Consider the following 25920-nt stretch of genomic DNA (forward strand, 5'->3'; position numbering starts at 1 on the left):
GGTGGGTAACTTTATGGTAAATCTCTTTGTTAATTGATTGTTTTGTCAACAAATGGTGCTTAAGCGTGCAAAAACAGTGATTAATGCAATCATTCACAGTTTTTTTGAGTCAGTTCAATATTTGCTCAATTGGTGATGGGGGTACCGGATATCGTAACCTTTATTTGCTATTTTAAATTTGTAAAAGGAATTTACATAACAAGAGGTTAACCATGATCAACCCGCTCAAGCAATTGACCATACGCCAAACCTTGCTCGTCACCTTTGTTGTTCCCACATTACTGCTTTTGTCTGTTATTGGCTGGCAAACTTATCAGCTAACAGAAAAGCATACTCAAGCCGATATCGCCCAAGAAACTGTCGCGCTATTTCATCTTTACGATGAAGTTGCCCACCAATTTGCTGTTGAACGTGGGTTAACTGCGGGGGTGATCGGAGCCAAAGGACAGGGGCCCCAAGTTCAGGCGCTAAGAAATCAAAGAACTTTGGCTGACAATGCCTACCAATCTCTACTTGCCTTCACTCCACAATACCTCGAACCACAAGCCGTCAGGCCATTGCTCGATGCAGTTCGTTCAGAGCTGGATCAGCGGCAAGGTATCCGTCAACAAGTCGATAGCTTGCAGTTGGTCGACTCCCCGTTTGCTTACTATTCCAATATTAATCGCTTGGCATTGGATAACCTTTCGATTCTGCTGGCGCAAATCAGTAACGCGGAGCTTAAACAGGAGTTGCAGGGCTTGTTGCAATTATTGATCACCAAAGAGCAAGCCGGTATGGCGCGGGGTGCACTCAATGGTGTGTTTGCCAGCAAACAGTCTGGTCTCGACCGTTATGCACAAATCCAAGCCTACATTAATGATGAAGCGTATGCGGTTCGGCAGGCGCGTTTACTACTCAGTGGGCAGCACTTGCAGCAGCTGGAAGATATTGTACGTTCTTCGACCTGGCAAAAAGTGATGACGATCCAACAACAGTTTCTCGCCCAGAAAGCCTCACTTTCTGCTGTTTCTGGGCCATCTGCGCCAAGCTGGTTTGGTCTAGCTACGGAAAGAATAGGGGCTGTGAAAGGCTTGCGGGATCACATGTCAGCAGAGCTGTCTGCCAAGGTGCAGGCTGAAAAACAGCAAGTAACTAATCAGCTGTGGTTTTTTGCAGGTATGGTTGGGTTGGTGGTTGTGCCACTGATTGGCTTTACCGTTGTTTCTCTTAAGCGATTAACTCAGCGGGTTGCTCTGTTTTCAGAGAAGTTGTCGACTATGGCTGCAACGAAGGATCTTACTATCTGCTTGGCTGACGAGCGCGATGATGAAATCGGCGAAATCGGCAAGAAACTGGATAGGTTATCAGACAGCGTCAGCGATACCCTGAGCAAAGCCCACCGGGTTGCGAGCCAAACTCAGCAAGAAATGGCCGAGATGGTCAAGTTGATTGCATTGGCTAGAACCGACAGTCAGCAAACCCATACCCGCTGTGACAGCATCGCGACTGCTATGACGGAAATGGCTCAAACCAGTGAGCAGGTGGCGGGGATCACGAGCGAGGCCCAGCGAAGTACTGAGCTGGCTCGCGAGAGTGCCGAGTCTAGCTATGCCCAAAGTGAACAGTCGCAGCAAACCACTTCTCGCTTGCTGGAAAGTGTAAATGAAACCTATCAGTGTATTGAAACGCTCGAGCAGCAAATGGAAGGGGTAACCGATATCCTGGATACCATTAATGCAATATCAGAGCAGACCAATTTGCTGGCGCTTAATGCGGCGATTGAGGCTGCAAGGGCGGGAGAACAAGGCCGGGGTTTTGCCGTTGTTGCCGATGAAGTGAGGACTTTAGCCCAGCGCAGCAAGACATCGACGGAAGATATTCGCCAGTTGCTTGATGGCATTACCCAGAATGCCAAGGCTTCCTATATCAACATGCAGCAAAGCCGTGAAGCTACGGTGGAAACCCAAGGCGTGGTATCTGAAGCCAGAGCCTTGGTCGAAGGGTTGATTGGGAATGTCAATGAAATCGCTGAGTTCAATATTGGGATCGCGACAGCCGCGGGCCAGCAATCTCAAACGGCCCATAGCGTGGATGTTGACGTTGATGGCTTGCTGGATTTAGCCGGTAATACCATGCAGGCCATTGCGGATATTCATGACGAAATGAACCTAATCAAACAACGAATGACCGAGCTGTCATTGGAAGTCGATAAGTTCCACATTCGCCCTACGAATCAGTCACCAGAAACCAGTGAATTTGCTATAACAGCATCTCACTAAATTCGCATCAGGCCATACTGGGGCTAATTAGCAGGGGCTTTTTAGTCCCTGTTTATTGTTGGTAGGGTGCCATTCCAGAATGACTCAACAATTCCGTTGCACTTGGCATCATGGAGGCTGTTGTTGGCGATATGCAGTTTATCGGCGTATTGTCGACCTTCCACCCGAGCTTCTACCCATGCGACATGATGATCGGTATTGTCTGCCGTGAGCGTACTTTGGATCAGATAATCACTGACTCGCTGGATGGTCATCTCTGGCAGTGTTTCGAAGAATTGACAAGAGTCCAACACCCCGTGCAGCTGTCCGGCAGAAGTGACGGTGGACAGGGGGCTGACAGAAGCGTTGGTGACTGTTGCAGCACCCATGAATAGGGCGAAGATGACACTTGGTAGTCTTAGGGAAATCATGCATTCGTCTCGTAGCAAGAGGTTGGGAATGCGGATAATCTACCTATTTTCGACTACCAAATGTGGTTATCAGTTATGCAGGTTTCTTGAGTGTTTTTTAGCTCAAGCGCTTTTCCCACCATTCGCGGGCCATTGATAAGGCATGCTCTTGTTCGCTGCAAATACCCATCATTTTTAGCACAATTGCCAACGTAGATATCACCGCGCATTCGCCATAATGGTTGTCTACTTCACCAAGCCAGACTTTCTGCAAGAATTCGCCACTGATCTCGCCGTGTTTGCCAGAGGCTCCTTCGAGGTAAGTCGGCCACTCTTCGGTGAACAGCTGCCCCTGGGAAACACCAGACAAGCGACAGGCAGTACGTGGGCTGCGCTCGCTTTCGCCGCCTTCGCCTTTGAAGGCAACCATGTTGCGGTCTCCTACCAACTGGGCTGCTTCGGCGTGCAGCTGCTCATAGCCTTGGTGGAAGATACCATGGATGGAGTAGGTCGCTGCGGTTGGGTTGAGGGCGCGGGCAACCGTATTGAGCGGTGTTCTCAGGCCGACCAAATTACGCAGTGCTAGCAAGTCGATTAACGGCTCGCAGTAACTCGATAGCGGGATGTAGCAGATATTCGCCTCGGCAAGGATGCGTCTCGCATCATCGGGCGTCGCAGCCTGTTGGATATTGAGAGCCGGGCAAGCACTTTCTACCTGGTATTTGATGGCATCGACAGCCATGTGGCCGCTCAGCATCACACGGATACCGTTCTTTGCCAGCAGTTTGGCGGCGAGCAATAGCCAAGGCGGTTGACGGCGCTTGCCGGCAAAGCAAGGCCAGTCGATATCAATGTCCAGTTCTTGCCATTCAGGTGAAATTCGGCCGCGCAGTGATTGGATGTACCCTGCCGCCTCTTCGCTGGTTTCGCAGCGCACGCGCTGCAGCATCAGTAATGTGGCAAGTTGAAGTAATTCGGCTTTGCCGTCAAGGTACATGTCCAGCGCTTGTCGCGCTTCTTCTTGGGTGAGGGGGCGACGGCCTTTTTCCCCGCGGCCAACGTGTTTAATAAATTCTGAAAATGCTGTCATGGTGTCTTCCGTGTAAATGTACCCAAGTCATTTGTTGACCTTAACTTAGGTATATTAGCACTAAGCCAATAAATTTATTTACAATAATGAAACAGGCGCCGGTTCTGGTTCTGGGTAAAGGCTAGGTCAGGCTATTTCTACACTTTCGTCAACGATTGCCTACACTTATTGCTGGAAACTGAGTTATAAAACAATCAATAGGGATAACCGGAGCGGGTATGAAAACATTGTTTACGCTAGGTAGTTTGACACTAGGAACATTGACGTTCGGAGCTATGTTGACACTGATGTCCTTTGCAACCAATGCTGCCGAGGGTAGGGCTATTGAGTATAAGGTGAATAATGAGGCGTACGAGGGATACTATATTTCGCCATCGGAAGACGCACCACTTGTATTGCTTATCCATGACTGGGATGGGCTCACAGATTATGAAGTGAAGCGAGCTGAAATGTTGGCAGAGCAAGGCTATGCCGTGTTTGCCGCTGATCTGTTTGGCGCCGGAGTAAGGCCAACGGAGGTGAAAGACAAGCGTCAGCATACCGGAGAGCTCTATAAAGACCGGCAGAAAATGCGTGACTTGATGAACGGCGCAGTGCAAATGGCTGGCTCACTCGGTGCCAATACCGACAAAGCCGTGGCGATGGGGTACTGCTTCGGTGGTGCTGCGGTACTGGAACTAGCACGCTCTGGTTCTGATATGAAAGGCTTTGCGACTTTCCACGGCGGGTTATCCACTCCTGACGGGCAGGATTATTCAAAGGCAAAAGGCAATATCTTAGTTCTTCATGGCGCGGCGGATACCGCGATCCCTATGTCTGATTTTGCTGTCTTATCCGGAGAGTTAGAAAAAGCCGGTGTTAGCAATGAAATGATTGTCTATAGTGGTGCGCCGCATGCCTTTACCGTGTATGGCTCAGATAACTACCGCCAAGATGCTGATTATAAATCTTGGCAGCGCTTTCTGACTTTCCTGAATGATGTAGAGTGGTAAATTAGAAGTCACTCAAAGATGAATCAGCATTGATATTTTGAAAGCCAGCAGTAGATCTGCTGGCTTTTTACCATCTGAACCTTTGTAATGAGCCACAGTCAAAATACTCATTGCTGGATATCAAAGATAAGGATGATGAATATGCTTTATGTCACGACCCCGGAAGTCTATGGCCGCGAAATCAAAGAAGTGCTCGGTACGGTTACCGGCAATGTGGTGCAGTCCAAACACGTTGGCCGCGATATCATGGCCGGTTTCAAGACCATCTTCGGCGGTGAAATCCGCGGCTATACCGAGATGCTAACCGAAGCGAGGCAAGAAGCCACTCATCGCGCCATCACAGAAGCAGAGGCTATGGGCGCCGATGCCATTGTAAATGTCCGTTTCACCACCAGCGCTATCATGCAGGGCGCTTCGGAGATTTTGGTATACGGTACTGCGGTGAAGCTACGCTGAACCTCACCATCCAGTTCCGAAAATGGCTAGTATTGTCCATGTTGCGGGGTAGACTAAAAGAAGCATTAGCCACCCTGCAAACCAACAATAGGCCAAGGACACACTACCATGATGACCCCCGCCCAATGCCAGCAAGCCCGCTTGGCCCGGGACAGACGCTACGATGGACTGTTCTTCACTGCGGTGAAAACCACAGGCATTTATTGCCGCTCTATTTGCCCAGCTCCCGCCCCGTTGGAGAAAAATGTCGAATATTTCCCGTCAGCCGTCGCTGCCGCGCAAGCAGGCTATCGCCCTTGCTTGCGTTGCCGGCCTGACAGTGCCCCGGGCTCGCCGGCTTGGCAGGGCAAAAGCACCACTTTTGTCCGGGCACAGCGGTTGATAGACGAAGGGGCGCTGATAGAGAATGACTTGGCGCAGCTAACTGAAAGGCTTGGTGTTACCGATCGTTATTTGAGGCAGCTGTTTAATGAGGAGATGGGGTTGTCGCCCAAGGCGTATAGCCTTTACCAACAGTGCCTGCTGGCGAAAAAGCTGTTGCATGAGAGCCAACTGCCTATTACCGATATCGCGTTGGCGAGTGGGTTTAATAGCATCCGCCGGTTCAATGACTGTTTCCAGAAGCATTTCTCGCTCACCCCGTCGCAAGTGCGCAAGCAGCTTAATGAGGCTCAGAAGGGAGGGGGTAAAGAGGAACACATCCAAACGGTCACTGTGAGTTTGTCCTACCGTCCGCCTTATGACTGGCATTCTGTGCAGGATTTTTTTGCGTCTCGCCTGATTGAAGGGCTGGAGTGGCTGGATGAAAACAGCTATGGCCGGACATTCGGCAAGGAATTTGGCCAGGGATGGTTTACTGCTGTCCATGAGCCGGATAAATCACGCTTTTGCGTAGAGTTAACCCTCGCCGATCTCCAATGCCTCCCCCGAGCTATTGCCAATATCCGTCGCTGCTTGGACTTGGACGCCGATTCCGGGGTGATAGACCGGGCAATAGAGCAGGCAATGGGGCAGCCTTTGGTTCAAACTGGCTTGCGTTTGCCGGGGACTTGGAGCCCTTTCGAAGCAGGTATAAGGGCCATACTGGGCCAGCAGGTATCGGTAAAAGCGGCGCGGAACCTAGTTGAAAAGCTCATTCTAATGAATCCGGATAACCACAGTGGGCGGTTGTTTTTCCCTGAGCCGGAATCATTTTGCGGATATGACCTCAACCAACTGGGGATGCCTGAACGCCGCCGTGAGACATTGCGAGTGTTTGCCCGGTATGTGACTGAGCAAGGGATTGAAGATCCGAATGATTTATTGGCGTTACCGGGTATTGGCCCATGGACGGTGGATTACCTAAAAATGCGCGGCCTGAGCGATCCCAATATTTTTCTTGTCGGTGACTTGGGGATAAAAAAAGCGCTCCAGAAAAGAGAAGAGCAACGCCTCGAGAGCCCTGGTATACCACCTTGCCAACCGGAGCTGGCCGCGCCGTGGCAGAGTTATTTGACTTTATATTTATGGAAAACATTATGAACAACCAACTGATCAACACCCCCATTGGCTGGCTGAACGTATTGGCAATCGACAGTGCAATTACCGCCATTGAATTTGCTGCCGCACCAGAAACGCAACAGCAACCTTCGGAGGTAACCGAACGGTGCTGCCAGCAGCTGGCTGAGTACTTCACCGGCCAAAGGGAGCACTTCGATATTGATCTAGACATGGCTGGGACGGCATTCCAAAAAACGGTTTGGCAGGCGTTGAACGGTATCGAATATGGCGAAACTTGCTCATACGGTGATATTGCCAACCATATCGGTAACCCAAAGGCGGTGCGTGCTGTTGGCGCTGCTAACGGTAAAAACCCAGTGCCGATTATTGTTCCCTGCCACCGGGTGATCGGTAGTTCCGGCAAGCTGACAGGCTATGCGGGTGGACTGGATATCAAGGTGTGGCTGCTTGAGCATGAAAAACAACATTTTGCCAAATAGCTGTGTTTTTCAGCCTTCAAGGTGATCCGCTGGTTTATTGATTTCCTTGCTGTTGCAGTTGGCGAAAATCCGATAGGGTGGCATCAGTATTCAACTTTAGTTTTTGGTTTCTGTTTTTGGTCCCGGTTATGGTTCCAGTTTTGGAGTAAACAATGATTATTGAGCCCGTGATTAAAGGTGTCGTGGCACGCTCGGCACACCCTTACGGTTGCCAGCAGGCGGTACGCAAGCAAATTGACTATGTGAAACAAGCCTCCCCTATTACCGAGGGAGCCAAGCGGGTCTTGGTGCTCGGCGCTTCGTCTGGGTTTGGTTTGGCTTCTCGTATTGCCCACACTTTTGGCGGGGCAGAGGCTGACACTATAGGTGTGTCGTTTGAGCGAGGCCCGAGCGAGAAAGGCGTTGGCAGTGCTGGGTGGTACAACAACATCTTCTTCAAGCAGGAAGCTGAGAGCGCCGGCCGTATTGCGACCAATATTGTGGGAGATGCATTTTCTCAGCAAGTTCGACAGATGGTGATCGAGGCGATCAATAATGATCTCGGCGGCAAGGTTGATCTGGTAGTGTACAGCTTGGCAACCGGTGTGCGCCCTAACCCTGAAACCGGAGAGATGTGGCGCTCGGTGATCAAAACCACAGGTAATCCGGTGAAGGGGCCTACTTTGAACTTGGAAACCGACAGCCTGGCTGAGATGACGGTAGAGACAGCGACCGAGCAGGAGGTTGCCGATACGGTAAAAGTGATGGGCGGAGAGGACTGGGCAAGTTGGATACAGTGCTTATCTGAGGCTGGTGTGCTGGCGCAAGGCTGCCGCACTGTGGCCTATTCCTACATTGGCCCTGAAGTGACTTACCCTATCTACCACCACGGCACGCTCGGGCGGGCAAAAGTGCACATGCACAATACCGCCGAAGCGCTCAATAGGCAGCTTGCGGCGATTGGCGGCCAGGCACATGTTGCGGTTTGTAAGGCCCTAGTGACCAAGGCCAGTGTATTTATTCCGGCTTTTACCCCTTACATTCTGGCGCTATTCAAAGTGATGAAAGAGAAGGGTACCCACGAAGGCTGTATCGAGCAGATGCAGCGCTTGTTCAATGCGCGCTTTTATACCGAAGGAGGCGTACTTACCGATGAGCAGCGCTTGATCCGCATGGATGACTGGGAGCTGGATCAAGACGTGCAGCAGCAGGTCAGTGAAATTATGGCTGGCATGACGGCTGATAACTTTACCGAGCTGGGTGACTATGACGGTTACAAGCAAGACTTCATGGAGCTAAACGGCTTTGGCTTTGCCGAAGTCGACTACCAGCAAGATATCAGTCTTGAGAGGTTACAGGCGCTCCAGCCTTAACACTGCTAAGGCTGCGTGGCGGCTTATTGCTTTGGATAAGCCGCTCTATTGATAAGATCGTCATTATATTGTCGCCTGAATATCGGCAATCATAATGGCGATATATATTTTCTCATCAATGAAACACTTTCTGTTCTGAAACTCTTCTTTGAACCACGCCTTATCAGTGTAGAGATCATAAAACCTCAACATAGTTAATTCTGTATTAGGATAAATCTGGTCTAATCAGCCAATAATCATTAGAATTAGTGTAATAAAACAACAAACAAAGAATGCAGTGATTATGGTCGAACGTCGTCACTTTAGTCGTATTTTGTATCAGGCTCCGGCTACGCTAATCAATGCCATTGGTGAATGGCAGGCGGAAGTTAGGGACCTGTCCCTGCAGGGTATTTTGCTGACCAAGCCGGAGAGCTGGTCTGTGCAAGATCCTGACGATAAGTATTTTTTATCGTTTTGCTTACACGACTCTGATATCGAACTGCGGATGGAAACCCAGTTGGTTCACCATGATGCTGCTTATTTACGTATGCATATCTTCCATATTGATTTAGAAAGTGCCGGGCACCTCCGGCGTTTGGTCGAATTAAATGTTGGCACTGATGAATTATTACATCGTGAGCTGGAACAGCTAACTGATTTGCAGCAACATCTCGATGAGTCGTGAATAATCATCATGTCAGAAAATATTTGTATTTCGGTGTCCGATCATCGTGGCACCTCTCATTATCTTATTAACCGCTTCAAGAAACGCTATATCGCCGTTGTGGCGACAGCTTTGATTGCTGCCGCGGCAGGGGGAGGGTACGGTGTCTATAACCTCTACCAAGACAAACTCCACTCTAATCAGCAGTTGAGCCTGCTTAATGTTCAGGCCCAGCAGCTTAGCGCTTCCTTAACCGAGGAGAGTGCGAGCAACCGTGAATTGGTGGCTGAGCTCAATGAGAAAAAAGCTGAATTAGATGCTTTGTCATTGCGCATTGATGATGTCGAAACCATCCTTGGCCTGCAAACGGCAGAAGACGGTGAGGTGGTAACCCTTGAGGAGCGGGTAGACAGTGCGGCGATCAGCTCAGCGGTAAGGGGAACCTTGTTCCGCATGATCCCCAATGGCAACCCGACGCCGGGGATCCGTATGTCGTCACAGTTTGGTACCCGGGTCCATCCGGTAACCGGCAAGCGTAAGCGTCATTTGGGCTTGGACTTTGCCGCCAATACCGGTACGGAGATCTATGCCCCTGCCGATGGGGTCGTTGAAGTTACCCGGCCAAGCAACAAGGGCTCCGGCAACTTCCTCAAGCTTGATCACACCATGGGTTTCACCTCGACCTATTCGCATATGAAGAAATTCAATGTGAAGCGCGGTCAGTTTGTCCGCAAAGGTGACCTGATCGGTTGGACGGGCAATACCGGTTTGTCGACAGGGCCCCACCTGCATTATGAGATCCGCTTTTTGGGACGGGCATTGAATCCTCGGCCATTCGTAGAATGGACGCCGGATAATTTTGATAGCCTGTTTGAAAAAGAGAAAACCGTCCAATGGGCGTCGTTGCTCGATATGATCAATAATGTGGTATCGATGCAGGTTACGCTCACCCAGTCGCCTCATATTGCACGCCCTATCCAGACGGCAAGCAACGAAAAGGGGATAACCGGGGAAGAAGGCTAAGCCTTCGGTAGCGCTATGCCTGTTTGTTGAATACTCGTATGTGGAAGGAAATGCTATGGCCCGTGAGCTGTATATTGGTGTGATGTCTGGTACCAGCCTTGATGGGGTTGATACTGCTTTGGTTGCTTTTGAGGCAGAGCAAACTTCACGGCCTGAGTTGCTGGCAACCGATGATTTTCCAATGCCGGAAGGTTTGAAAGCGGCCTTGCTAGATGTGTGCATTGGCCAAGCAACGAATTTAAAGCAAATCGGTCAGCTGGATCACCAACTCGGTCACTTGTTTGCTGATGCCGTTAATCAGTTGCTGGAAAAGGCAGGCGTCGAGGCATCTGAGGTAACGGCTGTGGGCAACCACGGGCAGACAGTGTTCCACCAACCTGATGGAGACCACCCGTTCACCATGCAGTTGGGGGATGCCAATATTGTTGCAGCCAAAACAGGCATTACTACCGTGGCGGATTTTCGCCGTAAGGATATGGCACTGGGTGGCCAGGGTGCACCTTTGGTACCGGCTTTCCATAAGGGCTTGTTCTCGCTGCAGGCATCGACAACGGTCGTCTTGAATATAGGCGGTATTGCCAATATTTCAGTGCTGCGCCCAGAGCAACCTGTGGTTGGCTATGACACGGGGCCTGGCAATATGCTGATGGATGCCTGGGTGTATCTTCACCATGGGCAGAAATATGACCAAGACGGCGCCTTTGCGGCATCGGGTACGGTTAACCAGCCTTTGATGGACAAGCTGATGGCTGATCCTTACCTATCCCGTCCATACCCGAAAAGCACGGGGCGCGAGTACTACAACCTGCCATGGCTGGAAGCGCAATTGCGCGGTATGGGCGAAGCCGTATCGGAGCAAGGTGTACAGGCAACCCTGCTGCAGTTTACTGCCCAGACCATTGCTGACCAGGTAGAGTTATTTGCCCAAGGCGCTAGACCACAGTTGCTGGTGTGCGGCGGTGGCGTGAATAACCCGCTGTTGATGCAGCGTCTTGCCGAGCTACTGCCAGGCTGGTCTGTTGGCAATACCCGCGATGCCGGCATTGATCCGGACTATATGGAAGCGATGGCTTTTGCCTGGCTTGCCCGCCAGCGTGTTCATGGTCAGCCGAGCAATGTACCGGAAGTAACCGGCGCTTCTGCCCTCGCGTCATTGGGCGTGATCTATCCTGCGTAAGTGGACAAATTGATGTTGAGCGTGTTTTTGTCAAAAATGACTGAGTGGTTACTCATAAGCATTGTTTTTCACAAAGCGATGGTTTACAACCATATATGCCATAGGTGTATGTGGTAAGAAGTGAGGTTATACATGAAAGGTCATTGGCGACATGGACTGTTGGTAATGTTATTGGTTGCTGGCAGTGCGCATGCGGTAAAAGAACGACAGCTTGGCGAGATCTTTATTGAAGAATCAAACTCCAAGCAATCGCTTGAATTTGTCGGTCAAGGCAGCCGTCCAGTGGATAATACCGGGCGGGATAATTACAGCATCTACCAAAACAAAAACATCGAAGATCCCACCGAGTTTGGTGCCGGTTTGAAATTCAATGCAACCGATGACTTTAGTATCTCTGTTGAGGCTGGCGGTGCTGTGGTGGATGATAGCAATTTGGATATTGATAGCGGTGCGGTGAAATTTGAACTCAGCTATTAAGCCCGCTTTTATTGGCTTGTATTATTGGTTTCTAATACTGATTAATAGGCACGAAAAGTCTATATCTGCATGAAACGTGAATGTATCGTGCTTATCTATGCGTCGTTATGTGTAGTGTAAAACTTTGAAACATATTGTCTTTTTTCCATCATCGAAGTTAAGCCTTTCTGTCATTCACAATCCCTATATTCAGCATGAAATTTATACATGCTCATATATCACGGGATTAATATGTTTAAGAAATCACTCGCTGCTGCGGTATCACTGGTATTGACTACGTCAGTGTTCGCAATGGATGCTCGTTACGAAGATCGCTCTGGCAACCTAACGGCTGACCTACCTCAGAACGAAGCTGAATGGGTAAACCCATCAACGCTGGTCTTTGCTTACACGCCTGTTGAAGACCCATCTGTTTACGCCAGTGTATGGAGCGAGTTTCTGGAGCACATGGAAGAAAAAACGGGTAAATCTGTACGTTTCTTCCCTGTTCAGAACAATGCGGCACAAATTGAAGCGATGCGTTCTGGTCGCCTGCATATTGCCGGCTTCAACACGGGTTCTACGCCGCTAGCGGTTAACTGTTCTGGTTTTGTTCCGTTCACTATCATGGCGGGTGAAGATGGTTCATTCGGCTACGAAATGGAAATCATCACTCACCCAGACTCAGGTATCGACAAAGTGGAAGATCTGAAAGGCAAAAACCTGGCTTTCACCTCTCAAACGTCTAACTCTGGCTTTAAGGCGCCATCTGCGATTCTGAAAGCAGAATACGATCTAGAACCTGAACGTGACTTCAAACCGGCTTTCTCTGGCGCGCACGATAACTCAATCATCGGTGTTGCTCACAAAGATTACGATGCAGCTGCTATTGCGAACTCTGTTCTGACTCGTATGTTGGATCGTGAAGTGGTGAAAGAGTCTGACATCAAGAACATTTACACATCTCAGACTTTCCCGACGACGGCTTACGGTGTTGCCCACAACCTTCACCCTGAACTGCAAGAGAAGATCCAAGACGCGTTCTTCAGCTTTGACTGGAAAGGCACCAAGCTAGAAGAAGAGTTCTCCCGTAACGGCGAATCACAATTCATTCCTATTACTTACCAAGAGCATTGGGCGGTGATCCGTACCATCGATGAGGCGAACGACGTCTCTTACGCTTGCCGTTAATAGGAACTACCATGTCAACACTTCAACTTCGTTCACTGACGATGCAGTACTCGCCTAAAGATAAAGCGCTGAGTAACGTGTCGTTGGATATCCAAGCTGGTGAAGTTGTTGGACTTATCGGCCCCTCAGGGGCCGGTAAATCAACACTGATCCGTTGTGTAAACCGCCTAACCGAGCCAACGTCTGGAGAGGTCTTGTTCAAAGGGCAGGATTTGACCAAACTGGGGAGCCGTGAACTGCGTCAATCTCGCCGTAAAATTGCGATGATTTTCCAGGAATACGCCTTGATTGAGCGTCTGACTGTGATGGAAAACGTTTTGTCGGGTCGTTTGGGCTATGTGCCATTCTGGCGTAGCTTCTTGCGCAAGTACCCGGGGGAAGATATCCAGTCGGCCTATGCGCTGCTAGATCGTGTTGGTTTGATGGAGCATGCCGACAAGCGTGCCGATGCCCTTTCTGGTGGTCAGCGCCAGCGTGTCGGTATTGCCCGTGCTTTGGCCCAGCAGCCAGAGCTATTGCTTATCGATGAGCCTACCGCCGCATTGGATCCGCGCACTGCCCGTCAGGTTATGCGACTGATCTGCGATATCTGCAACGAGCACCAGCTACCGGCGATTATCAACATCCACGATGTGAATCTCGCTAAGCAGTTTGTAGACCGCATTATCGGCCTTAAAGCTGGTGAGGTGGTATTCGATGGTAAACCGGAAGAGCTAGGCCACGATGCCCTTACCCGGATCTACGGCGAAGAAGACTGGAACAGTACGACTGAATCGCAGGATGAAGAAGAGTTACCAGTAGCAACCGCTGAGTTGATAGCGGAGCCTGCGTAATGGCCCAGACTTATCCTACTCATTGGAAAAAGCCGCCGTTTATCGCCCAGCCCTTTTGGCGCTGGCTACTTTGGCTTGGTGCCGGTCTCTATTTTTATGTCGCCATCGGTTCAGTAGAAATCAACTGGATGCGCGTCTACGAAGGGACCGAGCGGGGCTGGAATTTCATCATGGCCTTTATGCGCCCTGACTTTGTCAGCCGCTGGGATAACATTGCCATTGGCTTGGTGGAAAGCCTGACCATGACCCTGACCTCGACGGTTGCCGGTGTGCTGCTGTCGATCCCATTTGGCTTGGGGGCAGCTCGTAACCTGGCTCCGCGTCCGGTGTATTTGTTCTGCCGCAGCTTTGTAGCCATTGCCCGTAGCTTTCAGGAAATCATCATTGCGATTTTGTGTGTCGCGCTGTTCGGTTTCGGTACCTTCGCTGGTTTCGTTACCCTGACCTTTGCGACGATTGGCTTCTTGGCCAAGTTGTTTGCCGAAGAGATTGAGTCAGTTGACCCGGCAGCACTGACAGCCATGAAGGCAACGGGCGCGAGCTGGTTCCAGCAAGTGAACTATGCGATTCAGCCGCAGGTAATGCCACGTGTAATTGGTCTGAGTATGTACCGTTTGGATATCAACTTCCGCGAATCGGCAGTGATCGGTATCGTCGGTGCCGGTGGTATTGGCGCAACGCTTAACACCGCGATGGATCGCTACGAGTACAGCTCGGCAGCCGCTATCTTGCTGATCATCATTGGTCTTGTGATGCTGGCTGAGTATGTATCGGCCATTATCCGTAACCGCATTCAATAGGAGCCAGTATGTCTACTACACAATCTACTTATCTGGCTCATTGGCAGAAGTATTCGGCAAAAGAGAGCCTGTGGCGCTGGTTCGGTTGGCTGATGTTTGTCTCGCTTTGCGTGTACTGCTGGCAGGTTATGAACAAAGACACCATGTGGTTCTTTGTCACCGATGCCCCAAACCAAGTGGCAGATATCACAGGGCGCATGTGGCCTCCGCGTTGGTCATACATGGAGCAACTATGGCAGCCATTGTGGGATACCCTCAACATCGCTACCTTGGGGACCTTGCTGGGTGTTGTAATGGCTTTCCCTGTCGCTTTTCTGGCTGCAAGGAATACCACACCATCGACCGTGTTTGTGCGTCCGATTGCGCTTTACATCATTGCGGCGAGCCGTTCGATTAACTCATTGATCTGGGCTCTTTTGCTGGTGGCGGTACTGGGCCCAGGCTTGTTGGCGGGGATCATTGCTATCGCACTGCGCTCGATTGGCTTTGTCGCCAAACTGATGTACGAAGCGATTGAAGAAGTGAACAAAACCCAGGTGGCAGCGATTACGGCAACAGGTGCCTCTCCGCTTCAGATTTTGGATTACGCCGTGATGCCACAGGTGTTGCCAAACTTTATTGGTACCTCGATTTTCCGCTGGGATATCAATATCCGTGAATCGACGGTTCTAGGCTTGGTAGGTGCAGGTGGTATCGGCCTGAAACTTCAGGAGTCGATGGCGGTACTGGCATGGCCGCAGGTGACGGTGATTTTCATCTCTATTCTTGCCACCGTGGTGGTATCCGAATGGGTATCGGCTCGCTGTCGTCATGCATTGATATAAAGATAAGTTATCCATTGATAGTAAGGCTCACTTCGGTGGGCCTTTTTTATGTCTCTATCTTAGGATTTTGGGGGCTGTAAGGGAGATTTGAAGGCTGACAGTCGTCAAAGTGTTTCGAGCATGACGCAAAAATATGCTGTGTTTGTGTTCTGTTGTATGGAATTTAATAGAGTGATAGTTGCTTGAAAACAGTCTCAGAGGCTCAACTTCAATTAATAACAATAAGGAAATAAGAATGGCAAAGTACCAGTTCTTTTGTAAGCCAGATTCAAACCGTAAAGCGTTCACTTATTTAGAGATGGAGAGTGAAAGCTTTAGTAATGAGAAGCTGCAGTTGTTGGAAATTGGATTTGAGGTTGAGGGAGATGTGATTTACGCAGACTCCCCAGAGGAAGCCGTTGAGAAGTTCAAGTCGAACTTTTTGGCACCGCTGGATGATTATGCCAATTCAAATCCCGCAGGTGGCTTGGTGACGTTCGTTTTTGAAACCTTCAAAGCTATCCGCGGTAAGAAATAGTCCCTAGAGTTAAAGGCTCGACTTGGCGAGCCTTTAATAACCCAAGGGTGAATCAGCGTTCGATAATATAATCCAACTGGTAAAAATGCGCTTCGCTTTTACCATTCTCAAATTGGTTATATACCCCAGCCTTGAAGTAGCTAAGTAAGTTTTGCCAATACCTAATGTTGTGAGTGAGTTTTACTTCATCATTGACTTTGATCACCAAGCGATTGCCTCCGACATGAATATCGAAATCGGTTGGATTGACTAAATCAGCAGGGCCTAAATCCACATGCTGGTATGCGTGCTTACATTCAAGGCTTTCATGATGCTTACTACCTGTACTGCAATCTAATGCGTTTGTTTTTAGTACAGCCCAGTAGTGTCCATGTTGTCCATTTCGCTCAAGTTCCCAGGTGATCCTTGTTAAAGGGTGTGGGATATATCCGTTACCACGTTCGTCATTACCTTTATTATGAACTTGCAGGTAGGTGATTTCTTTCTTTCCTGAAGGGCTATTCTCAACCGATTTTTCTGGAGCTACCGGGAGCAGTTTTGCGCGCAAGCGATATGATAGTGTGGGCTCGCTAACGCTGAAGTTGTCGAGCACTCTGAGTTCATTTCTTAACTTATAGCCAGCCATATTGAATACTAATGCCTGACTTTGGCTATCGACATAAAAATGTTCGTTGATAATACCTTCAAAATCCCCTGTCTTTGCTAGTTCATATTTACTTCCAGGTGTTGCGTATGGTGTCGAAATTTGTAGTTTTGATGAGGATAAAATATGACTAAACTGCGGGTAATCTACTGGCTCGGCATGTGTCTTTGGTTGGATAGCCTGAGTTGGAAATTCGGTGTTTGCTGGCGAATTTGCAACGGCAAAATGACTGGTAAGCAAACTGCCAATAAGCACTAGATATGTTTTATTCATTATGGACCTTAACAGTGATTCCAATAACAGTGACCAATGGATAGTCGCTATCAATTTGGCTAAGATCGTAGCAACTTAAAAAAACTCTTTGATAGGTCATTTTGCGACAATTGCAGGGTGAGATATATTGTGCTGCTATTTTGATTGGTCATTGACCAACAAAGTTTAAATAATAACCGGCACTGTAAAATGTCGGTTAATTCTCTTCTCCCTTAACATTTAATCGTTTTCGTCGCTTTAATATTTCGGCTTTTATCGCAGTGGAAATATTATGAAAAAGATAATGACGTTATTACTGGCGCTTGGGATGTGTGCATCCATGAGTGCTAAAGCCGAGACAGGTATCGGCCTTTCAGTCGGCGACCCGTTCTGGGGCGTGGATATGAAGCACAACGGGTTTCGGATCAATGTCAGCCTGGATGATCAGTTTGGTGTCGGCGTAAATAAAACCTATGGGGTGCAGGGTACACCTTTGTACCTGTTTATTGGTGGTCAGTATGTTGATCGCAACAAGCATTATGTGGCGATCACGCCGGGTATCGGTGCGGAGTTCCGTGTGCGCCCTATGGGGTTCTATGTTGATTTAACCCCTGCGGTGTACTTGGACGAGCTGGATATTGAACTAGAAGCAAGAGCGGGCTTCCGCGTGTACTTCTAAGTGTCAGGGTAAGCCTTCTTTACTATACCGTCTAACCGCCCAAGATATTTATAATCAAGCACTTGTTATCAATCGCCTGTCATCAGAATTGACACACTAATCCTCGCCATATGGCGAGGATGTCAGGTCATACCACTTTCACTTAAGCAGCATAGAACTCAAGTAAAGCTTTTCGACATCATTGAGGTTATTGGAAACCGCTATGGCTTCACGAAGTGGTTCTGATAATTCGAGAAAGTAGCTCGGGGGCATATCAAACAAGCGGGCGGCTTTGCTGATGACTTTTCTTGAAGGGGTATGTTTTCCGTTTTCGATCAAAGATAGGTAAGTTGTTGTAATATCAAGGTGGCTGGCGCACTCTTCACTTTTCATCTTACTGTGAAGCCTTAGTGCACGAATCTTAAAACCGCTAATACTCATCAAATTTAGTCACCCTATTTATCTATTGAATTGTCATGTCTTTGTGGGCTTGGATGGTTGTCATGTACCTGATCTCAGTAACATGAGTATACTTCATATTATTTAAACCTTTTAAAAATATTGTTTTATTAAGTGCTCTTTGAGAGCGTTATATATGATTACCTCAAAATTATACTATTTCAACTTATGATTTGTGAAAAGTTAGATGATCATTTTATTCTAAAATGAATAGTTGTAATAATAAAAGCATTGAGTACAATGTACCCCCTGTGCTGACTGGAGGTTGATTATGGGTAACGAATGTCATAGTGAAAATATTGATATCAAGTCTATAAGAATGCGACTGAAGGTCAGCCAGCATGAATTTGCCGAAGCACTTGGACTCAGCCAGGAAACTATCAAAAGTTGGGAGCAAGGACGTCGCAACCCGACAGGCTTAGCCAAGAAAGCCCTCAAGCTAATGGATAAAGATCTTGAGCTTTATTATAGGTTTAAGTTCAATTAGTTAATGAAATATAGCACCTTATTCCTTCCTAGTCGGTGCTATGGGACATTGCATTCGCCAATAAAAGGGTCATATATTGAAACATGATGAATATGAGCTTGACTTGTACTTTGAAAATATTGATGAAATAAACGAATCAATAGATGGAATAGACTTTGTTATCAGTGATGATTTCCTTCATTTTAAATACCTCAATCTGATCATTATTGCCATCATTTTTATCGCTGTTTTATTGTTATTTATTTAATCGGAGGGTAAGAATATTATCACGCCGCCATAACCATAATATCTCTCATTCGTTCGCTTTAAATACATGAAATAAAAAAGAGATATTATGCTGAGTTTTTACAAAGAAAATTGGTTCAACAACATCAAGGGAGATTTATTATCAGGAGTCGTGGTGGCATTGGCCTTGATACCAGAAGCTATCGCCTTCTCCATCATTGCAGGCTTAGACCCTAAAGTAGGGCTGTATGCTTCTTTTTCAATTTGCGTTGTCATTGCCTTTACAGGGTCACGATCTGGCATGATATCAGCGTCGACCGGTGCAATGGCTTTGCTCATGACAACACTGGTGAAAGAGCATGGCCTTGAGTATCTATTAGCGGCCTCATTTTTTGCAGGGTGCTTACAGTATGCTATCGGCTTGCTCAAACTGGGTGATTTGATGCGCTTTGTGTCGCGTTCGATTGTCACTGGTTTTGTTAATGCTCTCGCTATCCTTATTTTTATGGCACAACTGCCAGAGTTAACCGGCGTGACTTGGCATGTTTACGCGCTGACCGCTGCAGGGCTGGGTATCATCTATTTGTTCCCTTACATCCCTAAAATTGGCAAGCTATTGCCTTCACCGTTGGTGTGTATCATTGCTATCAGCGTAATTACGGTGATGTTCAAGCTAGACGTTCGCACTGTTGGTGACATGGGCGCACTGCCTGACTCGCTACCTATTTTCCTGCTGCCGAATGTGCCGTTTTCCATCCACACATTACAGATAATTTTCCCTTACTCATTGGCCTTGGCTGTGGTCGGCGTGCTGGAGTCGATGATGACCGCAAAAATCATTGATGACATTACTGATACACCCAGTGACAACAATGCCGAATGCAAAGGTCAGGGTGTCGCAAATATGGTCTCTGCTCTGTTTGGGGGGATGGCAGGTTGTGCAATGATAGGCCAGTCGATGATCAATATGAATTCAGGTGGCAGGACGCGTCTGTCAACACTGTCGGCAGGTATTTTCCTATTGGTTATGGTTGTTTTTTTGGGCGATTACCTCAAGCAGATTCCGATGGCGGCATTGGTGGCTGTGATGATCATGGTCTCAATTAGCACCTTCTCCTGGAAGTCGATCCTTGATATCAAACATCATCCGCTCAATGCCAATGCGGTGATGATATCGACGGTTGTCACTGTTGTCCTGACCCATAACTTGGCAATTGGGGTCGTGGTGGGCGTCGTGGTTTCAACGGTGTTCTACGCTAACCACAGCCGCAAGATCATGAAAGTGACGGATGATATTGTGGTTCGCAATGAGCATACAATCCATAAGGTACACGGACAGATTTTCTTTGCATCTGCCTACAATTTCATTGATATGTTTAACTTTAATCACCCGACCAAGTACGTCACGATAGACTTGTCCGATGCACATTTCTGGGATATTACCGCTGTTGGCGCGCTGGATAAGGTGGTTATCAAGTTCATGGAAGCTGGCTCAGAGGTTGATGTTGTGGGCATGAATGAAGACTCTGAACAGATGATCACAAAATTTGCTATTTTCGATAAACCGGATAAATTGGCGAATCAGGCCATTGGTCACTGATAGTTAGATAGTGATTACTTGATACCTAAATAACAGAAGTTCAAATGGCGTATAGTCATTTGAACTTTTATGGTTCCTAGTAGCTAAGCTCTTGGTTACTGCGATGAACTCGGCTTGATATCGACTGAGCCGCTTTTCGCATCGACTTGGGCGTGATATACCGCTTGTGGATCGCCGTAATGTTTGAACGTAAAGCGATAAACGCTCGCCGGAGACCATATTGCGGTGCTACTCAAGGGCTCTAAATCGTAGCCATCCTGCTGGTATAGCTCGGTCTCGGCGACTTTCTTCATCGCTGCTTGCTGGTCGGTGCCCCTGTCGAACTCTGGCTCGAGTGACGGATTCGTTGGATACGAACTCCCGTTATTTTTCATCAAGCGAAACGCTCCATTACTCCATACTAGGAAATCCTGCCAGCCGTTACTCGTACTGTCAGCCAGCAGTACAGGCGGTTTGACAACAGACATCTGGCTGATGATGTTGCCAGTATTATCGAAGATGACCGCGGTACAACCGCCGCTGCCACAAAAATAGCTGTCTTGTATCAACACGAAATGCTCAGCAATCCCATCGTTGTTAAGATCGGCTTGGCCTGTTAGGTAGTGGATATTGTCCTGCTCAAGCGAAAGTCCCTCGGGGGCTAATATTTTGATATCTACCCATTGGGCAATATTTCTTTCACTTGCGGTAATGGGCTGATTAATTGAAAGTGAGTCAGTGGAGGAGGTGCTGCTTGACGGACTGCAGCCAATCAGAAAAAGTACGCCTACAAGGCTTAAAACGCCATATTTGAGTTTGGACATTTCATCAGGCTCTATGTCGGTATTTATAGTGAATAGTATATAGAATATTTGCATCATGACCCGAGAAACGCACTATGGGTAATATACAGTTAGTCTCGCTTTGGGACGTAGAAAGGGAAAAGCTCATCGACTTGATGAACAATGATCAAGTTAGGGCACTGCTACCGTTGTTGACCGGTGTTTTTACGCAAGAAAATTGCACGGCTTTCCTTGAGGCGAAGCAACAGCTTTGGGATGAGTATGGATATGGCCCGTGGGCTCTAGTTATCAATGGGGAATTTGCCGGGTGGGGTGGCCTGCAACCTGAAAACGGAGAGGCAGATTTTGCGTTGGTGTTACATCCTGATTATTGGGGTTATGGGTATAACATCTTTAAACTGTTCGAGCATGTCGCGTTTGTCGAGTTAGACCTAAAATCCATTACCGCCTTGTTTCCCCCAACAAGGGAGAATTGGAGGGCGATTACTCGCTTTGGTTTTATCAAAGAGACAGAACTCGTTATCAATGGCCGGAGTTTTATCAGGTTTAGGCTTACACCAAAAACAAAAACGGCGCTGCAGCCATAAGCTGCAGCGCCGTATTTTAAATTATGTTCGAATTACTTCTTAAGGTTAGTGAAGTAGTCGAAGATAACTGGTACGTCGTTGTTACCCATGCCTGCATCAACAGCAGCTTGTAGGCTAGTAGAAGTACCTTGAGCGATTAGAGACTCAGTGCCTAGCTCTTCACATAGAGCAAGGAAGTAGCCAAGGTCTTTGTTTGCGTTAGCAACAGAGAAACCTAGCTTCTCTTCGCCGTCTACCGCGTAGAACTTACAGAACTGCATGAACGGAGAGTTAGAAGGACCAGCTGACATGATGTCGAATAGTTGCTGACCGTCAACGCCTGCTAGTTTAGCTACTGCGAACGCCTGAGACATAGTTGCAACAGTCGTCATACCCATGAAGTTGTTTACAAGCTTAGTCACGTGACCTGAACCTAGCGCACCTAGGTGGAATACGTTTTCGCCTTGCTCGTCAAGAACTGGCTTAACTTTGTTGAAAGTTTCCATGTCACCAGCAGCCATGATGTTCAGAAGACCATCTTTAGCGTGAGCTGGAGTACGGCCTAGAGGAGCATCGATCATGCCTGCGCCTTTCTCAGCCAGGTCAGCACCGATCTTCTTAGTAGAAGCTGGGATAGAAGTACCGAAGTCGATTAGTGTTTTGCCTTCAGACATACCCGCTAGGATACCAGTTTCACCGTAAACTACTTTCTCAACAACTTCAGAAGTTGTTAGGCAAAGCATAACGATGTCACTTTTCTCAGCTAGTTCTTTACCAGAAGCAGCTTCAGAAGCGTTGCCACGAGCTAGAACAGCAGCAACTGCATCTTTGTTAAGATCCATTACGTTAACTTCGTAACCACGGTTTTGAAGATTCTCAACCATGTTGCCGCCCATAAGGCCAAGACCGATGAAACCAATTACTGGTTTAGTCATTTCAGACTCCTACTAAAAAATACTATTGTATGACTATATGGCTTAAGGATATACGTCTGTTCGCTTTAAAGCAAATGTAGATTGCTTTGAAATCTTCGCCAGTTCACAGTTTTTTGATCTAGGCCAGATCTGCGCTGATTTTGAATTGTGCTCAGGGGAGATATCGTGCTAGTGAGATAAATTTATTAGCAAACAGAAAGTATCTCCCCGGTTAAACGTCGCCGATTTAGTGGTAATTCAGCTCAGCCGCTTTGCTTTGGTCGAACTCATTAAGCGTCTTGCGCGCTAGGTGGCGGAATGGGATCGCCTTGATACATTCCTCGAATGGCATGACTGCGAACGCCCAAAACAGCGGTGCGTCGAAGAATTGGATGAGGATAGCCAGCAGAGGCAGTGACACTAGCCATTGGCCGGAGAAATTGATAGCGAATACCGCTTTGGTCTTGCCCAGCGCCCTTAGCGCATGGCCGTGCACCGTGTTATAGCCGCGCACCAAAGGCAGGAAGATGTAGAGCGGGGCAATCACAGCCAGTGCCTGGAACGTTTCAGGCTCCATTTCCGGGTAAATAAACGGCAAGCACAAGCTCAGGGTGAAGAAAAACACGCTGGTAATCATCGATAGGATGACAGCAATTTTGATGCTGGTATCAACGTTTTCCCTTAGGTCATCAAGCTTGTTGGCACCTATGGCCTGACTGATCAGAATCGCCGTTGAGTGGGCGGCAGCCGTTGTCATTTGGGTACCCATACGGATCCACGGCATGATCAAAGTGATCGCTACGTAGGCATATAGAGTCAGCTGTGAGTACAGCAATTGATAGATAGTCGCGCCAACAGCCAGCATTGCCATATTGGCGGCAATTGGGAAAATCTCACTGAAGTGACGTTTGGTTAGGTAGATGAAATGACTGACTTTTCCCGGTTTGCGCAGAGTGATCATATCGTCCATGCGCAAACAGTAAACCAAGAAACCGGTACGGACTAAGATCGCTACCAAGCTTCCAAGAGCGGCTCCTAATACTCCTAGGCCAAATTGGTGGATGAGTATGTATGTCGCCACCGTATTAACAGGTAACTCGAGTAGATAACCTTTGAAGGGAATTTTTGTTTTACCTAGTCCATTGAAGCAGGCAATCAATACCTGGGTTAAGGCACTGAACAGCAGGGTGAGAGTGGAAATCTGCAAGTAGCCGACTGTTAATGTTAACAGTTCTGGAGCTTGGGTAATAAATCCAACCAACTGCTCCCCGAAGATAAACAATAGCAGAGAGAACAAAATCGCCACCCCGAAGTTGATTGCCATTCCGCTCAGGATAGAGTCGCTCAATGCTTCGGAGCGGCCTGAGCCGAATGCTCGGCTGATCACCAGTTGGGTACCGTTGGCTAATGCGTTTTGAAATCCAAGCAGGAAGGCAACAATGGCCGTGGCGATACCAATAGCCGCAACAGGAACTTCTCCAAGTGGTGAGATCAGCAGGGTGTCGATAAGTAGCATCGACTGCATAAGCAATGCATTCATGGCGAGCGGCCATGCGGTTTTCAGGTTTTTCTTTACAAATGGAGAGAGTTGCAAGAGGGCTCCTTGTTGCATAAATGGTTATTAGAGGTGACGAATTGTATTATTATATTTCAATCCACCCGCTAACATCTAGAGCCTTCCTGTTGAAAAATCGTTCTGATTTGTTAATCACCCGCCTTGTTCGCCACGTTGCCGTGTTTCTCTTCGATCAAGGCACAAAACAGCTGGCTAACCGTTGTGATGAGCGTGTCCGGAAAGTCGTAATCGGGATTATGCAGTTGGGGATGCGTCTCTCCGCTACCGACACAGAACAGTACGCCGGGCCACTTGGCGAGGAATTCAGCGACATCCTCAGACCATCTCATCGGCTTATCGATGTTCGCAATTGGCAGGCCGAGTGACTGCGCCTGCTTGATAACTTGCTGGCAATGTGAAGGTGAATTTACGACGGCATTGAACCATTCCTGCCAAGAGACTTCGTATCCAAGGCCTTCCTTTTGGCAAAGCTCAGGGGTTTGCTGTTCAATGAGTGATTTCATTGCTAATAGGGTATGGGTGTTTTCGCTGCGCAAAGTGGCAACCACTTTGGCATATCCCGGTGCGGTACCAAATGCCGCTTCGCCATTAACGGTCTTCCCGAGTGAAGCATGAACAACCGTCGTGAGGGAAAAGACATCTGGAAACTGCTTGGGTAAGGATTGTAGCAGCTTGATCAGTTCTGTCATCGCCAGCGTTGGGGCGATCCCGTCTTCTGGCTTGGCGGCGTGGGATGTTTTGCCAAGCAGCTCGATGGTGACACCGGTTGAGGCACAAGCGAAGGTATCAGGCTTGATCACGACGGTATTGAGCGGGTAACCGGGCAGGTTATGGTAGGCATAGACATTGTCGATGCGTTGATTGGCAAGCCATGGCTCTTGCAGCATGGCTGCAGCCCCCGCACCGGTTTCTTCTGCGGGCTGGAACAGCAATAACACCCGGCCCGATAATGGGGGGTGTTCTGTAAGGTGTTTGGCGACCACCATCAAAGAGGCGGTGTGTCCGTCATGGCCGCAGGCATGCATGATACCTTCATGACAAGAGATATGCTCATGGCTGGCTTGTTCGTGGATCGGAAGGGCATCGAAATCGGCACGAAACAGGCTAGTTTCACCCGGCTTTCCGCTGTCGAACTCAACCACAAGCCCATGGCCGCCTAACTCTGTCTTCGGTGACAAACAAAATTGATGTAGCTGTTGGGCAATGAAGTCTGCGCTTTGGCGCTCTTGGTGTGACAACTCTGGATGTTGGTGAAGGAAGCGGCGGAAGGAAATAGGGTCAAAGGATTCAATCGGCGTAATCATAACAGTTCGTACAGCTATAGTAGGTAGGTTGCATAGCTTACGCCGATTCTAATTGGGCTGGTGTGATGGTTATCTCATCGATTACGTTAAGCAAAGTTAAAATACATGCTTTTTGATGATGACAGGTAAGTCATCTTTGCCTTCATTAAAAATGTCAATTTTGACGTTGGTATTTTCTTTTATTGCTTCAATAACTTTACCGAACAAATAAAAAGGAATAGACAGGCCAATCAAATAATACGATGGAGATAGCAGCATCGTGAAAGCTAAGCCTAAAAAACTTAGGAATACCCCAAGGATCACCATGAGGAAACTTATAATGATTAAACTTGATCTAGTGCTGATGTTTTTCATATTAACCTCGTAAATGATTTTTACTACTATATAGTGCCGATGCTATTGCATGGCTATCTGTATTGAAATGCTATATCAATGCGGTTAAAATAGAATGAATATCACCTGAATGAT

The 25920-nt window shown here is 48.1% G+C and carries 29 protein-coding genes; 20 read left to right on the forward strand and 9 right to left on the reverse strand.

The window, feature by feature from the left end; all coding sequences use genetic code 11:
* Window positions 1-212 precede the first annotated feature (212 nt).
* Window positions 213-2261, forward strand: a complete 2049-nt coding sequence (locus ACXAGQ_RS23425; RefSeq protein ID WP_475257190.1) for a methyl-accepting chemotaxis protein — start codon at window positions 213-215, stop codon at window positions 2259-2261.
* A gap of 41 nt (window positions 2262-2302) precedes the next feature.
* On the opposite strand, the gene ACXAGQ_RS23430 is transcribed toward ACXAGQ_RS23425, so the two are convergent.
* Window positions 2303-2671: a hypothetical protein gene (locus ACXAGQ_RS23430; protein WP_475257192.1), complete on the reverse strand. Its 369-nt coding sequence runs from the start codon at window positions 2669-2671 to the stop codon at window positions 2303-2305.
* Window positions 2672-2768: 97 nt separating this feature from the next.
* Window positions 2769-3740: a glycosyl transferase family protein gene (locus ACXAGQ_RS23435; protein WP_475257194.1), complete on the reverse strand. Its 972-nt coding sequence runs from the start codon at window positions 3738-3740 to the stop codon at window positions 2769-2771.
* Between the two features lie 287 nt (window positions 3741-4027).
* Here ACXAGQ_RS23435 and ACXAGQ_RS23440 point away from each other — a divergent pair, with 287 nt between their 5' ends.
* The 14 genes from ACXAGQ_RS23440 (at window position 4028) to ACXAGQ_RS23505 (ending at window position 15986) form a co-directional block, all read left to right on the forward strand.
* On the forward strand, window positions 4028-4732 hold the full coding sequence (locus ACXAGQ_RS23440; RefSeq protein ID WP_475257441.1) for a dienelactone hydrolase family protein: 705 nt from the start codon (window positions 4028-4030) through the stop codon (window positions 4730-4732).
* 141 nt (window positions 4733-4873) lie between these two features.
* A complete protein-coding gene (locus ACXAGQ_RS23445; RefSeq protein WP_475257195.1) occupies window positions 4874-5188 on the forward strand; it encodes a heavy metal-binding domain-containing protein in 315 nt (104 codons plus the stop codon).
* Window positions 5189-5296: 108 nt separating this feature from the next.
* The gene (locus tag ACXAGQ_RS23450; protein WP_475257196.1) at window positions 5297-6709 is read left to right on the forward strand and encodes a DNA-3-methyladenine glycosylase 2 family protein; all 1413 of its coding nucleotides are present in this window, start codon (window positions 5297-5299) and stop codon (window positions 6707-6709) included.
* On the forward strand, window positions 6706-7167 hold the full coding sequence (locus tag ACXAGQ_RS23455) for a methylated-DNA--[protein]-cysteine S-methyltransferase (RefSeq protein ID WP_475257198.1): 462 nt from the start codon (window positions 6706-6708) through the stop codon (window positions 7165-7167). The genes ACXAGQ_RS23450 and ACXAGQ_RS23455 overlap by 4 nt, the downstream gene beginning before the upstream one ends.
* 152 nt (window positions 7168-7319) lie before the next feature.
* Window positions 7320-8519, forward strand: a complete 1200-nt coding sequence (fabV, locus tag ACXAGQ_RS23460) for an enoyl-ACP reductase FabV (RefSeq protein WP_475257200.1) — start codon at window positions 7320-7322, stop codon at window positions 8517-8519.
* A 283-nt stretch (window positions 8520-8802) separates the two neighbouring features.
* Window positions 8803-9186 carry a PilZ domain-containing protein gene (locus ACXAGQ_RS23465; RefSeq protein WP_475257201.1) on the forward strand — a complete coding sequence of 128 codons (384 nt, stop codon included), beginning with the start codon at window positions 8803-8805 and terminating at the stop codon, window positions 9184-9186.
* A gap of 9 nt (window positions 9187-9195) precedes the next feature.
* Window positions 9196-10188 carry a M23 family metallopeptidase gene (locus ACXAGQ_RS23470; RefSeq protein ID WP_475257203.1) on the forward strand — a complete coding sequence of 331 codons (993 nt, stop codon included), beginning with the start codon at window positions 9196-9198 and terminating at the stop codon, window positions 10186-10188.
* 55 nt (window positions 10189-10243) lie between these two features.
* A complete protein-coding gene (locus ACXAGQ_RS23475; protein ID WP_475257205.1) occupies window positions 10244-11365 on the forward strand; it encodes an anhydro-N-acetylmuramic acid kinase in 1122 nt (373 codons plus the stop codon).
* A 132-nt stretch (window positions 11366-11497) separates the two neighbouring features.
* A complete protein-coding gene (locus ACXAGQ_RS23480) occupies window positions 11498-11842 on the forward strand; it encodes a hypothetical protein (protein ID WP_475257207.1) in 345 nt (114 codons plus the stop codon).
* A 231-nt stretch (window positions 11843-12073) separates the two neighbouring features.
* On the forward strand, window positions 12074-13012 hold the full coding sequence (phnD, locus tag ACXAGQ_RS23485) for a phosphate/phosphite/phosphonate ABC transporter substrate-binding protein (protein ID WP_475257209.1): 939 nt from the start codon (window positions 12074-12076) through the stop codon (window positions 13010-13012).
* 11 nt (window positions 13013-13023) lie between these two features.
* Entirely contained in the window at window positions 13024-13845 is an 822-nt protein-coding gene (gene phnC, locus ACXAGQ_RS23490) for a phosphonate ABC transporter ATP-binding protein (protein WP_475257210.1), read from the forward strand.
* A complete protein-coding gene (gene phnE, locus ACXAGQ_RS23495; protein WP_475257212.1) occupies window positions 13845-14645 on the forward strand; it encodes a phosphonate ABC transporter, permease protein PhnE in 801 nt (266 codons plus the stop codon). Before phnC ends, phnE (ACXAGQ_RS23495) begins: the two co-directional genes overlap by 1 nt.
* Before the next feature lie 8 nt (window positions 14646-14653).
* Window positions 14654-15469, forward strand: a complete 816-nt coding sequence (gene phnE / locus ACXAGQ_RS23500) for a phosphonate ABC transporter, permease protein PhnE (protein WP_475257214.1) — start codon at window positions 14654-14656, stop codon at window positions 15467-15469.
* Between the two features lie 235 nt (window positions 15470-15704).
* Window positions 15705-15986: a hypothetical protein gene (locus ACXAGQ_RS23505; RefSeq protein WP_475244478.1), complete on the forward strand. Its 282-nt coding sequence runs from the start codon at window positions 15705-15707 to the stop codon at window positions 15984-15986.
* Window positions 15987-16038: 52 nt separating this feature from the next.
* Here the strand turns inward: ACXAGQ_RS23505 and ACXAGQ_RS23510 are convergent, their stop codons facing one another.
* Entirely contained in the window at window positions 16039-16902 is an 864-nt protein-coding gene (locus ACXAGQ_RS23510) for a polysaccharide lyase family 7 protein (protein ID WP_475257216.1), read from the reverse strand.
* A 271-nt stretch (window positions 16903-17173) separates the two neighbouring features.
* On the opposite strand from ACXAGQ_RS23510, the gene ACXAGQ_RS23515 reads away from it, so the two are divergent.
* Window positions 17174-17560, forward strand: coding sequence for a hypothetical protein (locus ACXAGQ_RS23515; protein WP_475257218.1), 387 nt, complete (start codon window positions 17174-17176; stop codon window positions 17558-17560).
* Window positions 17561-17698: 138 nt separating this feature from the next.
* Here the strand turns inward: ACXAGQ_RS23515 and ACXAGQ_RS23520 are convergent, their stop codons facing one another.
* A complete protein-coding gene (locus ACXAGQ_RS23520; RefSeq protein ID WP_475244481.1) occupies window positions 17699-17980 on the reverse strand; it encodes a helix-turn-helix domain-containing protein in 282 nt (93 codons plus the stop codon).
* A gap of 289 nt (window positions 17981-18269) precedes the next feature.
* On the opposite strand from ACXAGQ_RS23520, the gene nadS reads away from it, so the two are divergent.
* The 3 genes from nadS (at window position 18270) to ACXAGQ_RS23535 (ending at window position 20310) form a co-directional block, all read left to right on the forward strand.
* Window positions 18270-18485, forward strand: coding sequence for a NadS family protein (gene nadS, locus ACXAGQ_RS23525; RefSeq protein ID WP_475257220.1), 216 nt, complete (start codon window positions 18270-18272; stop codon window positions 18483-18485).
* Window positions 18486-18561: 76 nt separating this feature from the next.
* The gene (locus ACXAGQ_RS23530) at window positions 18562-18732 is read left to right on the forward strand and encodes a hypothetical protein (RefSeq protein ID WP_475257221.1); all 171 of its coding nucleotides are present in this window, start codon (window positions 18562-18564) and stop codon (window positions 18730-18732) included.
* 87 nt (window positions 18733-18819) lie between these two features.
* Window positions 18820-20310, forward strand: coding sequence for a SulP family inorganic anion transporter (locus ACXAGQ_RS23535; protein WP_475257222.1), 1491 nt, complete (start codon window positions 18820-18822; stop codon window positions 20308-20310).
* A gap of 95 nt (window positions 20311-20405) precedes the next feature.
* On the opposite strand, the gene ACXAGQ_RS23540 is transcribed toward ACXAGQ_RS23535, so the two are convergent.
* Window positions 20406-21113: a hypothetical protein gene (locus ACXAGQ_RS23540; RefSeq protein WP_475257223.1), complete on the reverse strand. Its 708-nt coding sequence runs from the start codon at window positions 21111-21113 to the stop codon at window positions 20406-20408.
* Window positions 21114-21187: 74 nt separating this feature from the next.
* Between ACXAGQ_RS23540 and ACXAGQ_RS23545 the strand changes: the two genes are divergently transcribed.
* Window positions 21188-21679 carry a GNAT family N-acetyltransferase gene (locus ACXAGQ_RS23545; protein ID WP_475257225.1) on the forward strand — a complete coding sequence of 164 codons (492 nt, stop codon included), beginning with the start codon at window positions 21188-21190 and terminating at the stop codon, window positions 21677-21679.
* A 32-nt stretch (window positions 21680-21711) separates the two neighbouring features.
* Here the strand turns inward: ACXAGQ_RS23545 and ACXAGQ_RS23550 are convergent, their stop codons facing one another.
* The 4 genes from ACXAGQ_RS23550 to ACXAGQ_RS23565 all read right to left on the reverse strand — a co-directional run bounded on the left by ACXAGQ_RS23550 (window position 21712) and on the right by ACXAGQ_RS23565 (window position 25806).
* On the reverse strand, window positions 21712-22593 hold the full coding sequence (locus tag ACXAGQ_RS23550) for an NAD(P)-dependent oxidoreductase (protein WP_107301496.1): 882 nt from the start codon (window positions 22591-22593) through the stop codon (window positions 21712-21714).
* 226 nt (window positions 22594-22819) lie between these two features.
* Window positions 22820-24184: an MATE family efflux transporter gene (locus ACXAGQ_RS23555; protein WP_475257227.1), complete on the reverse strand. Its 1365-nt coding sequence runs from the start codon at window positions 24182-24184 to the stop codon at window positions 22820-22822.
* 92 nt (window positions 24185-24276) lie between these two features.
* Window positions 24277-25452, reverse strand: a complete 1176-nt coding sequence (locus ACXAGQ_RS23560; RefSeq protein WP_475257228.1) for an amidohydrolase — start codon at window positions 25450-25452, stop codon at window positions 24277-24279.
* Window positions 25453-25548: 96 nt separating this feature from the next.
* Window positions 25549-25806 (reverse strand): hypothetical protein, encoded by a 258-nt coding sequence (locus ACXAGQ_RS23565; RefSeq protein WP_475257230.1) that lies wholly within the window; start codon window positions 25804-25806, stop codon window positions 25549-25551.
* Window positions 25807-25920 lie beyond the last annotated feature (114 nt).

Source organism: Photobacterium sp. ABD4_091, from assembly GCF_056160145.1.

Excerpts from the sequence above, each read along its gene's own strand:
- ACXAGQ_RS23425 (WP_475257190.1), top strand. The coding sequence starts at position 213 with ATGATCAACCCGCTCAAGCAATTGACCATACGCCAAACCTTGCTCGTC.
- ACXAGQ_RS23430 (WP_475257192.1), bottom strand. The coding sequence starts at position 2,671 with ATGATTTCCCTAAGACTACCAAGTGTCATCTTCGCCCTATTCATGGGT.
- ACXAGQ_RS23435 (WP_475257194.1), bottom strand. The coding sequence starts at position 3,740 with ATGACAGCATTTTCAGAATTTATTAAACACGTTGGCCGCGGGGAAAAA.
- ACXAGQ_RS23440 (WP_475257441.1), top strand. The coding sequence starts at position 4,028 with ATGTCCTTTGCAACCAATGCTGCCGAGGGTAGGGCTATTGAGTATAAG.
- ACXAGQ_RS23445 (WP_475257195.1), top strand. The coding sequence starts at position 4,874 with ATGCTTTATGTCACGACCCCGGAAGTCTATGGCCGCGAAATCAAAGAA.
- ACXAGQ_RS23450 (WP_475257196.1), top strand. The coding sequence starts at position 5,297 with ATGATGACCCCCGCCCAATGCCAGCAAGCCCGCTTGGCCCGGGACAGA.
- ACXAGQ_RS23455 (WP_475257198.1), top strand. The coding sequence starts at position 6,706 with ATGAACAACCAACTGATCAACACCCCCATTGGCTGGCTGAACGTATTG.
- fabV (WP_475257200.1), top strand. The coding sequence starts at position 7,320 with ATGATTATTGAGCCCGTGATTAAAGGTGTCGTGGCACGCTCGGCACAC.
- ACXAGQ_RS23465 (WP_475257201.1), top strand. The coding sequence starts at position 8,803 with ATGGTCGAACGTCGTCACTTTAGTCGTATTTTGTATCAGGCTCCGGCT.
- ACXAGQ_RS23470 (WP_475257203.1), top strand. The coding sequence starts at position 9,196 with ATGTCAGAAAATATTTGTATTTCGGTGTCCGATCATCGTGGCACCTCT.
- ACXAGQ_RS23475 (WP_475257205.1), top strand. The coding sequence starts at position 10,244 with ATGGCCCGTGAGCTGTATATTGGTGTGATGTCTGGTACCAGCCTTGAT.
- ACXAGQ_RS23480 (WP_475257207.1), top strand. The coding sequence starts at position 11,498 with ATGAAAGGTCATTGGCGACATGGACTGTTGGTAATGTTATTGGTTGCT.
- phnD (WP_475257209.1), top strand. The coding sequence starts at position 12,074 with ATGTTTAAGAAATCACTCGCTGCTGCGGTATCACTGGTATTGACTACG.
- phnC (WP_475257210.1), top strand. The coding sequence starts at position 13,024 with ATGTCAACACTTCAACTTCGTTCACTGACGATGCAGTACTCGCCTAAA.
- phnE (WP_475257212.1), top strand. The coding sequence starts at position 13,845 with ATGGCCCAGACTTATCCTACTCATTGGAAAAAGCCGCCGTTTATCGCC.
- phnE (WP_475257214.1), top strand. The coding sequence starts at position 14,654 with ATGTCTACTACACAATCTACTTATCTGGCTCATTGGCAGAAGTATTCG.
- ACXAGQ_RS23505 (WP_475244478.1), top strand. The coding sequence starts at position 15,705 with ATGGCAAAGTACCAGTTCTTTTGTAAGCCAGATTCAAACCGTAAAGCG.
- ACXAGQ_RS23510 (WP_475257216.1), bottom strand. The coding sequence starts at position 16,902 with ATGAATAAAACATATCTAGTGCTTATTGGCAGTTTGCTTACCAGTCAT.
- ACXAGQ_RS23515 (WP_475257218.1), top strand. The coding sequence starts at position 17,174 with ATGAAAAAGATAATGACGTTATTACTGGCGCTTGGGATGTGTGCATCC.
- ACXAGQ_RS23520 (WP_475244481.1), bottom strand. The coding sequence starts at position 17,980 with ATGAGTATTAGCGGTTTTAAGATTCGTGCACTAAGGCTTCACAGTAAG.
- nadS (WP_475257220.1), top strand. The coding sequence starts at position 18,270 with ATGGGTAACGAATGTCATAGTGAAAATATTGATATCAAGTCTATAAGA.
- ACXAGQ_RS23535 (WP_475257222.1), top strand. The coding sequence starts at position 18,820 with ATGCTGAGTTTTTACAAAGAAAATTGGTTCAACAACATCAAGGGAGAT.
- ACXAGQ_RS23540 (WP_475257223.1), bottom strand. The coding sequence starts at position 21,113 with ATGTCCAAACTCAAATATGGCGTTTTAAGCCTTGTAGGCGTACTTTTT.
- ACXAGQ_RS23545 (WP_475257225.1), top strand. The coding sequence starts at position 21,188 with ATGGGTAATATACAGTTAGTCTCGCTTTGGGACGTAGAAAGGGAAAAG.
- ACXAGQ_RS23550 (WP_107301496.1), bottom strand. The coding sequence starts at position 22,593 with ATGACTAAACCAGTAATTGGTTTCATCGGTCTTGGCCTTATGGGCGGC.
- ACXAGQ_RS23555 (WP_475257227.1), bottom strand. The coding sequence starts at position 24,184 with ATGCAACAAGGAGCCCTCTTGCAACTCTCTCCATTTGTAAAGAAAAAC.
- ACXAGQ_RS23560 (WP_475257228.1), bottom strand. The coding sequence starts at position 25,452 with ATGATTACGCCGATTGAATCCTTTGACCCTATTTCCTTCCGCCGCTTC.
- ACXAGQ_RS23565 (WP_475257230.1), bottom strand. The coding sequence starts at position 25,806 with ATGAAAAACATCAGCACTAGATCAAGTTTAATCATTATAAGTTTCCTC.